The following is a 936-nucleotide window of genomic DNA, read 5'->3' on the forward strand; positions in this document are numbered from 1 at the left end:
TTATAATGTACAAATCATTACTGTCATTGTTCCATCAAAATCAACTTCTTTTTGATCTGAACAAACTACAAAATGATCTCCTTTTTTCACTTCTTTTCCTTCTACTGTTCCTTGTCCTTCAATGATTGATACAAGTTGGAATGGTTTATCATTCTTTACTTTATTATAGCCTGTCATATCATATTTATTTAATGTTAAATAGTTAGATGATACAAGCTCTTTTCTTGTTCCATTTTCTATTGTCTCTTCTACTTGTTTAGCTAGATCATATGGTTTATAAGGTACTGTTGTCACATCGATGGATTGTTTTACATGTAGTTGTCTTTCATTTCCATCCTTATCTTTTCGATGATAATCATATACTCGATATGTGATATCTGATGATTGTTGTGCTTCATAGATCAATGACCCTTTACAGATAGCATGGATCGTTCCACTTGGAATATAGAAGAAATCTCCTTTTTTGATATCAAACTTATTTAATAATTGATCATAATCATCATTTTCAATAGCTTTTACAAGTTCTTCTTTGGTTTTAGCATGATGTCCCATGACCATCTTTGTATCTTCTTTACAGTCTAAGACATACCAGCATTCTGTCTTTCCTAATGAATTTTCATGAAGACCAGCATATTCATCATTTGGATGAACTTGTACAGATAAATCATTACAAGCATCAATGATTTTTACAAGCAATGGAAATTGTTTATCTTTGATATTTCCAAAAAGTTCACGATGTTCATCAAAGACTTTTGAAAGTGTTTGTCCTTTGAATTCACCTTCTTTGATTGTATTATCACCATTAGGATGAGCTGAAGGTGCCCAACATTCTCCTGTTTGATCACTTGGTATAGCATAGCCATACTTTTCTTTAAGTTGGTTTCCTCCCCAAATCATTTCTTTAAATACAGGTTCTACCCATAAAATATGTCCCAT

General features: G+C 31.6%; 1 protein-coding gene. It reads right to left on the bottom strand.

Going from position 1 to position 936, the window contains the following annotated elements; all coding sequences use genetic code 11:
- On the bottom strand, window positions 1-936 hold a 936-nt coding region (gene manA, locus LJD34_RS16030), incomplete at its 5' end, for a mannose-6-phosphate isomerase, class I (protein ID WP_227360367.1).

It is taken from the genome of Faecalibacillus sp. MSK20_93 (genome assembly GCF_020589945.1).
Lineage (GTDB): Bacteria > Bacillota_I > Bacilli_A > Erysipelotrichales > Coprobacillaceae > Faecalibacillus > Faecalibacillus intestinalis.